The organism is Ignavibacteriales bacterium, assembly GCA_016709765.1.
Taxonomy (GTDB): Bacteria; Bacteroidota; Ignavibacteria; order Ignavibacteriales; family Ignavibacteriaceae; genus IGN3.
The window spans coordinates 25,811-35,071 of sequence record JADJMD010000007.1; the positions used below are offsets into that span (position 1 = coordinate 25,811).

General features: G+C 34.4%; 7 protein-coding genes, 3 pseudogenes and 1 riboswitch. All 10 genes and pseudogenes read left to right on the plus strand.

Going from position 1 to position 9,261, the window contains the following annotated elements; translation table 11 throughout:
- Nucleotides 1–29: 29 nt before the first annotated feature.
- Nucleotides 30–346: riboswitch (cobalamin riboswitch) on the minus strand.
- A gap of 253 nt (nucleotides 347–599) precedes the next feature.
- Nucleotides 600–1,271 (plus strand): succinate dehydrogenase cytochrome b subunit, encoded by a 672-nt coding sequence (locus IPJ23_01385; GenBank protein MBK7629377.1) that lies wholly within the window; start codon nucleotides 600–602, stop codon nucleotides 1,269–1,271.
- Nucleotides 1,271–3,180: pseudogene (locus IPJ23_01390) on the plus strand (fumarate reductase/succinate dehydrogenase flavoprotein subunit). Before IPJ23_01385 ends, IPJ23_01390 begins: the two are co-directional and overlap by 1 nt.
- Nucleotides 3,180–3,951 (plus strand): annotated as a pseudogene (locus IPJ23_01395) (succinate dehydrogenase/fumarate reductase iron-sulfur subunit). The pseudogenes IPJ23_01390 and IPJ23_01395 overlap by 1 nt, the downstream one beginning before the upstream one ends.
- A gap of 136 nt (nucleotides 3,952–4,087) precedes the next feature.
- Nucleotides 4,088–5,521, plus strand: a complete 1,434-nt coding sequence (locus IPJ23_01400; GenBank protein MBK7629378.1) for a hypothetical protein — start codon at nucleotides 4,088–4,090, stop codon at nucleotides 5,519–5,521.
- A 323-nt stretch (nucleotides 5,522–5,844) separates the two neighbouring features.
- Nucleotides 5,845–6,393 carry a hypothetical protein gene (locus IPJ23_01405; protein ID MBK7629379.1) on the plus strand — a complete coding sequence of 183 codons (549 nt, stop codon included), beginning with the start codon at nucleotides 5,845–5,847 and terminating at the stop codon, nucleotides 6,391–6,393.
- Nucleotides 6,350–6,568 carry a T9SS type A sorting domain-containing protein gene (locus IPJ23_01410; GenBank protein MBK7629380.1) on the plus strand — a complete coding sequence of 73 codons (219 nt, stop codon included), beginning with the start codon at nucleotides 6,350–6,352 and terminating at the stop codon, nucleotides 6,566–6,568. Before IPJ23_01405 ends, IPJ23_01410 begins: the two co-directional genes overlap by 44 nt.
- Nucleotides 6,569–6,848: 280 nt before the next feature.
- Nucleotides 6,849–7,025, plus strand: coding sequence for a hypothetical protein (locus tag IPJ23_01415; GenBank protein MBK7629381.1), 177 nt, complete (start codon nucleotides 6,849–6,851; stop codon nucleotides 7,023–7,025).
- Nucleotides 7,026–7,067: 42 nt separating this feature from the next.
- Entirely contained in the window at nucleotides 7,068–7,214 is a 147-nt protein-coding gene (locus IPJ23_01420; GenBank protein MBK7629382.1) for a hypothetical protein, read from the plus strand.
- 460 nt (nucleotides 7,215–7,674) lie between these two features.
- The gene (locus tag IPJ23_01425; GenBank protein ID MBK7629383.1) at nucleotides 7,675–7,812 is read left to right on the plus strand and encodes a hypothetical protein; all 138 of its coding nucleotides are present in this window, start codon (nucleotides 7,675–7,677) and stop codon (nucleotides 7,810–7,812) included.
- Between the two features lie 678 nt (nucleotides 7,813–8,490).
- Nucleotides 8,491–9,261 (plus strand): annotated as a pseudogene (gene obgE / locus IPJ23_01430) (GTPase ObgE).

Sequence of the window (9,261 nt, forward strand, 5' to 3'; positions counted from 1 at the left end):
ATCGTAAACCTTACCTTTTGCGCGAAGGTTGATTAATTATTATCTACGGCAGGTCTCCTGGCTTCTAACAAAATGCTCAATGTTAAGTGTTAAATGAGATTCATTGATCATTTAAGATCTAAAATTTAACATTGCAACAAAGTTGCTATTCACAGTTGCGCGACAGCGACGGAATTGATTTGTAATTAGTCATTCTGAACTTGTTTCGGAATCTTTAGATACAGAAACGAGCCTGCCTTACGGCAGTCAGGTTTAGGATGACAAAATACATCTCACCATACTTCCCTATAATTTCCCATTATCCCGTTTAACTGGGGATTGGGACACCGTAAATTGATTCAAAGAACTATGCCTAAAATAAGTTTAATATTTTTTACCTCAAACAATCTTAAAAAAAATTATGGATTTACTTTCCACCTATAACTTTTTTTTCTAAGTTGCATGTAAGATTTATTGTTAATTATCAATTTTATTTATTCGCAGATGTTTCTGATTAAAATCCTAAAATCTTATTCACCCGTTTGTTCACACACATTTCAAAATTTAAACTTTAATTTCACATCAGCTATAAATCATTCTTCAATTAAAAGGAGCTTTTAATGGGCTGGTTTTTAAAATTCTTAAACTCTTCTATCGGCAAAAAATTTATGATGGCTGTTACAGGGAGTTTTCTGCTAATATTTTTAATCGTTCATTTGATTGGAAATATAACTTTGTTCTTTGGGCCAAGTGCTTTTAATGCCTATGTATCAGCACTCGATACAATCAAACCGTTGATTCGAGTTATTGAGGTTGTTCTGCTTGCAGTTTTTGTTCTGCACATATTTAACGGAGTTAGATTGTGGATCGAAAATAAAAAAGCACGCGGAGTTACGTACAAGGTAAATGGCTCTTCAGAAAACAGTACATTATTTTCCCGAACAATGTTCGTTACGGGTTCAATAGTTTTCATTTTTCTTGTGCTGCATTTAGGAACATTTTTTTGGAGATTTAACATTTACGATCCATTAGGTTATGCAACTCACCATCAATATTACGATGTTGTTGTTTACTTTTTTAATATTTGGTGGTATGCTATTCTTTACATAATCGCAGTTTTACTTTTAGGATTTCATCTTAACCATGGCTTCCAAAGTGCATTCCAAACTTTTGGTTGGAATCACATAAAATATTTTCCAATAATTAAAAAACTTGGAACTGTTTATGCAATTATTATGGCTTTAGGATTTGCCTCAATGCCACTTTATTTTTTATTAGGAGGAGGTAACTAATGGCAAAGCTAGATTCAAAAATTCCCCAAGGAAATATTTCAGAAAAATGGACTAACCATAAATTCAACATGAAACTGGTTAATCCTGCTAACAAAAGAAAATTTGATATAATTGTTGTTGGAACAGGTTTAGCTGGTGCTTCAGCCGCAGCTTCACTTGGCGAGCTTGGATATAATGTTAAGGCGTTTACTTTTCACGATAGTGCAAGAAGAGCACACAGTATTGCTGCTCAAGGTGGAATAAATGCTTCCAAGAATTATCAAAATGATGGTGACTCAACCTATAGATTATTTTATGATACGGTTAAGGGCGGAGATTTTCGTGCACGTGAAGCAAATGTTCATCGTCTTGCAGAAGTAAGCGGAAACATTATTGATCAATGTGTTGCTCAAGGTGTTCCATTTGCTAGAGATTACGGTGGATTACTTGATAACCGTTCATTCGGAGGTGCGCAGGTTTCCAGAACTTTTTATGCAAGAGGCCAAACGGGTCAACAATTGTTACTTGGTGCAGTTAGTGCTTTAAAACAGACAAGTTGATAAAGGTTCTGTTAAATTGTATTTAAGAAGAGAAATGCTTGATGTTGTAGTTGTTGATGGCGCTGCCAAAGGAATTGTTGTAAGAAATTTATTAACTGGTGAGATTGAAAAATATTCCGCACACGCAGTTGTACTTGCAACCGGTGGATACTCAAACGTGTTTTTCTTATCAACAAATGCAATGAACTGTAACGCAACTGCAATCTGGCGTGCACATAAACGCGGAGCTTATTTTGCAAATCCTTGTTTTACACAAATCCATCCAACCTGTTTACCATTACACGGCGAATCACAATCTAAACTTACATTGATGAGTGAATCTTTACGTAATGATGGAAGAGTTTGGGTATCAAAGAAAAAAGGGGATATGAGAAATCCTTCTGATATTCCTGAAGACGAAAGAGATTATTATCTTGAAAGAAAATATCCTTCGTTTGGAAATTTAGCTCCAAGAGATATTTCATCACGTGCAGCAAAAGAAGTTTGTGATGAAGGAAGAGGTGTAAAAGGCGGTGAGGCTGTTTACCTTGATTTTAAGGATGCAATAAATCGTTTGGGACAAAAAGTAATTGAAGAACGTTATGGTAATTTGTTTGAGATCTATGAAACAATTACAGGAGAAAATCCATACAAATCTCCAATGATGATTTATCCCGCGCCGCATTATACAATGGGCGGATTGTGGGTAGATTATAATTTAATGAGTAATGTTCCCGGATTATTTGTACTTGGAGAAGCAAACTTCTCAGATCACGGTGCAAACCGTTTGGGTGCATCTGCACTTATGCAAGGCTTGGCAGATGGTTATTTTGTTATTCCTTACACAATGGGAAATTATCTTGCCGGCGATAAACCAACTTTAGTAAAAACTGATCATCCTGAATTTGAAAAAGTTGCTAAAGAAGTAACAGATTTAACAAACAAACTTCTTTCCATAAAGGAAATCGAACTGTTGATGATTTACATAAACAGCTTGGTAGAATTATGTGGGATAATGTTGGTATGGGAAGAAATGAAGCTGGTTTGAAAAAACAATCGAAGAAATAAGAAAAGTAAAAGAAGAATTCTGGAAAAATGTTACTATTCCTGGTAGTGGTGATGATGTAAATCAAACGTTAGAGCGGGCTGGTAGATTAGTTGATTATTTTGAGCTTGGCGAACTTATGGCACTTGATGCACTTGATCGAAAAGAATCTTGCGGCGGACATTTCCGTGAAGAATATCAATTTGAAGACGGCGAAGCTAAACGTGATGATGAAAATTATTCTTACGTTGCTGCGTGGGAGTTTGCAGGCGAGAATAAATGGAATCTTCACAAAGAAGAATTGTATTATGAAAATGTTAAACAGGCTATTAGGAGTTACAAATAATGGAAGCAAAGAAATTAAACCTTACGCTTAATATCTGGAGACAGAAAAACAATAAATCTGTAGGTAGTTTTGCCGCATACAAAGTTCAGGTTTCTCCTGATGCATCTTTCCTTGAAATGCTTGATGAGTTAAATAATACTCTCGAATTAAAAGGCGAAGAAGCAATACATTTTGAAAGTGATTGCCGCGAAGGTATTTGTGGAACTTGCGGACTTGTTATAAATGGCACGCCCACGGTCCATTACCCAAAATTGCAACTTGCCAGTTACACATGCGTAATTTTAAAGATGGTGAAACAATTTGGGTTGAACCATTCAGAGCTAAGGCTTTTCCTGTTATAAAAGATTTGATGGTTGATCGATCTGGTTTTGATGAAATACTTCAGGCTGGGGGATATGTTTCAATAAATACGGGTGGAGTTCCCGATGGAAATGCAATTCCGATCCAAAAAGAAGTTTCAAGTTTAGCAATGGATGCTGCAGCTTGTATTGGATGCGGAGCTTGTGTGGCTAGCTGCAAAAATGCAAGTGCTATGTTATTTGTTTCTGCTAAAGTTTCTCAGTACGCTTTGCTACCGCAAGGGCAGCCCTGAACGATTACATGAGAGTTGAGAAAATGGTAAAAGTTATGGATGATCTTGGATTTGGAAGCTGTACAAATACTTATGCTTGCGAAGCTGAATGCCCTAAAGGTATTTCTGTTACAAATATCGCCAGAATGAACAGAGACTTTATGATTGCAAAAGTAAAATCTAAAGAAGTTGAAGCTTAGCAGATAAGAAATATTATACGAAGGCGATTTATTTAAATCGCCTTTTTTTGTTTAAAATCTTTGAAAAATTCATCTAAAAAAAATTGCCTATATAGTTTTCATTCCTTACGTTTGTATTAGACAACGGGAATAAAAAATGAAAAACTTTAGTTTTCTTCTGTTATCACTTCTAATTAGTCAAGTTATTTATCCGCAAGAAAATTTAAACCAATCCTTAACAGATACAACCAGGCCAACACAATATAGGCGGGGCATAGAACAAAATGGAAAATATATTATCTACGATGAAAAATATGCCGGCAAAAACCTTAATGAAATAAAGAGAGGATTATTTCCATTACAAAGCACAGGCGTTTGGACAGAACTCAATCCCAAAATTCCCCGAGTAGATTACCTGGGTATTCATTTTGTAAATAAAGATACAGGCTGGGCTTGTGGAAATCTAGGAGCATTAATTAAAACAACAGACGGCGGACAAACGTGGGCAACAAAGGAAACGAACACAACAAATCCTATACTAAAAGTTAAAAGCTCTAATGGAGAAATAGTTATTGCCAGCGGATTTGGAGGAATAATTCTCCGCTCAACAGATGGCGGAGAAACATTTACAGAAATACCGAGCGGCGTATCAGGTGACTTATGGGGATTGCAGATGTTAAACGATACTCTTGGTTTGGCTTGTGGAACTTCTAATTCACTTGTTAAAACAACCGATGCCGGGCAAACCTGGCAACAAATATTTACACCTGGCTACACTTCTGATTACTGGTGGATAGATTTTCTTACCGAACAGTATGGCTTTATTGCGGCAAACGGTAAAGTATTAAAAACTACTGATGGCGGAAATAACTGGGAAATAATACAAGCCGGAGATAACCAGGCATTATTTAGTATTGATGCAATAGACAGTCTGCATATAGCTGCTGCAGGATATGGTGGAACAAGCTATCGAGGTAAAAATATTTACAGCAGCGATGGTGGATCCACGTGGGTAAATGGAGGACCATTAACTTTTGAAGCAGTTAACTGTATCCAATATGTAAATCCAGATACTGGCTATTTAGTAATGACAAATGTATCTGCAAGGAAAACAACGAATAGAGGACAGGATTGGACCACTTTACAAGGAATAACAGATAATTATGAATTACAATTTATGAAACAAAATAATATTGGTTACAGTGCGGGAAACGGATTGAAGATAAATAAGGCAGAAGGAAATTTAGATATATGGAATCGGCTGATAATAAACGACAATTTCTCAGATGTATTTTTTGTAAATGAACAGAAAGGATTTGTAATAAGTAGTTTTGGTTATTCTAACAATAATGGATTGTACAAAAGTATAGATGGAGGAATAAGCTGGGAAATTGTTACTGGTGCACCGGATGGAGTTGATTTATTATTTCTTGACAGTTTAACCGGATTTATAGGGGCCAGCAATTCTATATACAAAACAACAGATGGAGGAGAGAGTTGGTATCCTACGAATGGAACTACAGGAGCAGGGAAAATATTTTTTTATAAATCAAAATACTGGTTGGGCAATACACAGCGGTACAATTTATAAAACTACAGATAAAGGAGAGAATTGGATTACACAGATAACGCTACCGGCAGATAGTTATACAAGTATATTTTGTTGACAGCTTAAACGGGTGGGCAACAAGCAGGTATGTATGGCAAACAAATGACGGAGGGCAAAACTGGATTCAGAGAACGGATATACCTGTCTTTTAGTAACGATATTTATTTTAATGGTTTGAAAGGATTTATAATAGAATTTTTGTCATTATATAAATCAGACGATTCGGGTGATACTTGGATTGAGCAGATAAATTCACAATACATAATAAGGAATTTCGGCTGGCTTTCAGATACTATGGTTTTATTATGGGAGATGGGGTATATGAAACAAATGACAGCGGTGATACCTGGCAAGAAATATTAGGCTTAAGAAATGTAGGTTTAAGAAAATTTCAAGCCCAGTTAAATTATTTAGGCTATGCAATTGGTTACAATGGTTTAATATACAGCTATTTTGATACTAGTTATGTGCCCGTAGAATTAACTTCATTCAGTGGTACATACAATGATAATAAAGTAATTTTACATTGGAAGATTGTCACCGAATTGAATAATAAAGGATTTGAAATTGAAAAATCAAATGACAAAAGGATATGGAACCAGATAGGCTTTATGGATGGGAGAGGAACTTCTACTGAGCCGTATATCTATTCTTTTATTGATAAAAATTTGGGCGCTGGGAAATATCGATACAGATTAAAGCAAATAGACTACAATGGAATGTTTGAATACTCAAATACAATTGAAGTTGAAATAGGTACCCCAACAAAATTTTCTTTAGAACAAAACTACCCCAAACCCTTTCAATCCAATTACAACAATAAAATTCGATCTTCCGGAAGATGGATTAGTTAGCATGGAGATATATGATATTCTTGGACAGAGAGTAACAACACTAGTTAATGAAAATATGAAAGCCGGAAGATATGAGAAGGTATTTGATGCTTCAAAGTTTGCAAGCGGCGTTTACATTTATAAATTACAGGCTGGTAGTTTTGTTAATTCTAGGAAAATGATTTTATTAAGATGATTTAGGAAAGATTTACTTGAAATCCGATTTACTAACCAAAGTATGGTTTAGTCTTTAATCGGGATTTTTTATATTTAGCCCTACAATCAAACTAGAAGAGAATTATATGTTTGAAAACGAAATAAAATTTATAAGTGATTTTACTTTTAAATAAAGTAAAAGATCTTGGATCCTTTATAACTGTTGAAAAATTTCTTTCAACTGATATACATCCATCCATAAAAAAAATATGTGGAAGGTGAAATTGATTACCTTATTTCTGAAGATCGGGAAAAATTAATTGAAAATTTCTCGTTTGATTATTCAGGGACAGAAATTTCTAATTATTTTACTCTCATCGGGAATGAAATTAAAAAAAATAAAAGATTTCTTTGAGGATATAAAAAACATTATACTTCAGGCAGTTTCATTCAATGCCAATTATGTTGTTCGTCCAAAATGGTCGCTCTCAAATTAATTTGGTAACAACAAATCAGTTTCAATTAATGAACTTAATTTGATGTTAAACTATACCTATTATTATGAATATCTGAATAATGTTTTTCTGGCTTATTTATCAAAGAAAAAGATTTTAAATGTTACGGTTACGGAGTTTGAGTTAATTGTAAATAAGATTGATCGCGAGTCGATAGTTTCATCAAAGTAAACTAGTGGATAATGCACTATATGCGATTGCAGATTATTTTAGTGTTGGAGGTCTAAATAAATCTAGTGTTTCTGTCGAATCAGTTGAAAATTTTCTAAAGGAAAAGAACCTACTGAACTTCTCTTAAGTTAAAGCGAGCCTACTCTAGTTCATCAAAAAAGAAAGTTGATATTGAAGATATTAGGAAAGTACTTTACTCTACATTAAGTATTGATTCTCCATTTGTTGATGCAGACTATGGAGTTGAAGTAATAGTCAGCGACAAGCATTTTGAAAACCCACTTAAAGATGAGTTTATTGATGAAAAGAGCCAATAGATAATGAGACAGACATTGAACTTTAAATCCTGGAAATCGATTCAGCAGTGGATGAGAGTCTTCTTGAAACTATAAGGAATCAAATGAGATTCAAACCCAAGACAGCTACTTGATGTTGTTGGAGAAACTCCCTTTAGAGGTTATTGAAGAAGCTTTACCCTTATCCAAACCTGAAAAATCTGAGATTACAAAATGATGAGGTTAACTATGTTGAAACTGAATCAAAGGAATTAGATGAAAATTCAGACATACTTGAGATAGACTCGAGCAACTCATTTTGAAGACACTGAACTAGTTAGTGAATTAAATGTCGTCGATGATGATGAAACAACTTTAATAAAATCAATTGATGAAGAAGAAGTTCTGCACATTTAACGGAAGAAATTGAAAAGACAAATCTGATGAAATTATTATCTCGATGAAAAGGAGCAGGAAGACCTGCTGAACTTTTTACGACAACGAGCTCCGAAATATCTATTGATGATGATACTCCCGTAGTAATAGATAAAAACCAGAATTTGATGAAAGCATTCCTGAAGATTTGAAATGTATTAGAGTTTGAACACGAACTGCCAATTATTGAAGAATTAGAAAATGAGATACCAATAGAAAAATTAGATTTTGAAAAAGATTTACTTGGGGTGGATGACACCAAGATGAAGATGAAGGACTGAAAACTTCCACCGAAACAATAAAAAAAAACGAGGCGATGATATATTTATTTATCTTTCTAAAAAGAAATAGATAGAATTATTAAGAACCCTTTTTAATTTGATAGTGAAGATTTTGCAAATACAGTTGAAAAATGTCTAGGTGTAATACGTATGAAGAAGCCTCAACAATTTTAGAAAATATTTTTAAATATGCTCGTATCAAACCATAGCCGCGATGCAAGTTCATTATCAGTGCGGTAGCTAAATTATTTAATGTATAGAAATAATGTTTATTGATTTTGTCAAATTGAAGTTGGATCAGGTAAAGGCGGCAATGGAGCCGTTGCGTTCCGAAGGGAAAAAAATTTGTTCCAAAGGGCGGTCCTTCCGAGGAAATGGCGGTTGATGGAAGTGTAATTTTTGAAACACAACCAAACTTATCAACTCTTTTAGATTTTAGATATAAAAAATTTTTGCGGGTGACGGAAAACCGCGCATCATTAAAAGATGGAAAATGGTGAGGATATAGGTCATGCAAAAGTTCCAGTTGGAACTATTGTTAAAGATGTCAGGAAACAGAAGAAGTTTTGTTAGATCTATCCGAAGCAAATAAAAGTTGAATTTGCAAAGGGGGTACAGGTGGAAAGGGGAATAGTAATTTTGCAACTCCAACAAGAAGAACCCCAAGGTTTGCAACAATGGAAAACCTGGAGAACAACGAAAATTAATTTTGAGCAGTTAATCGCAGATGTTGGACTAGTTGATTTCCGAATGCTGGTAAATCTACTCTTATTTCAAAAATATTCAGCCGCAAAACCAAAGATTGCTGATTACCCATTTACAACACTTGAACCAAATTTAGGAATTGTTAGATATCGAGATTATCAAAGCTTTACGGTTGCAGATATTCCAGGAATTATTGAAGGTGCCTATGAAGGTAAGGGATTAGGAATTAAATTCTTGCGGCATATTGAGTTAACCAGAATTCTATTATTTCTAATAGATACACTCGGAAAAACTATCAGAATGATTTTGACACGCTTTATAATGAACTTAAAAGTACAGCAAAAAACTTGT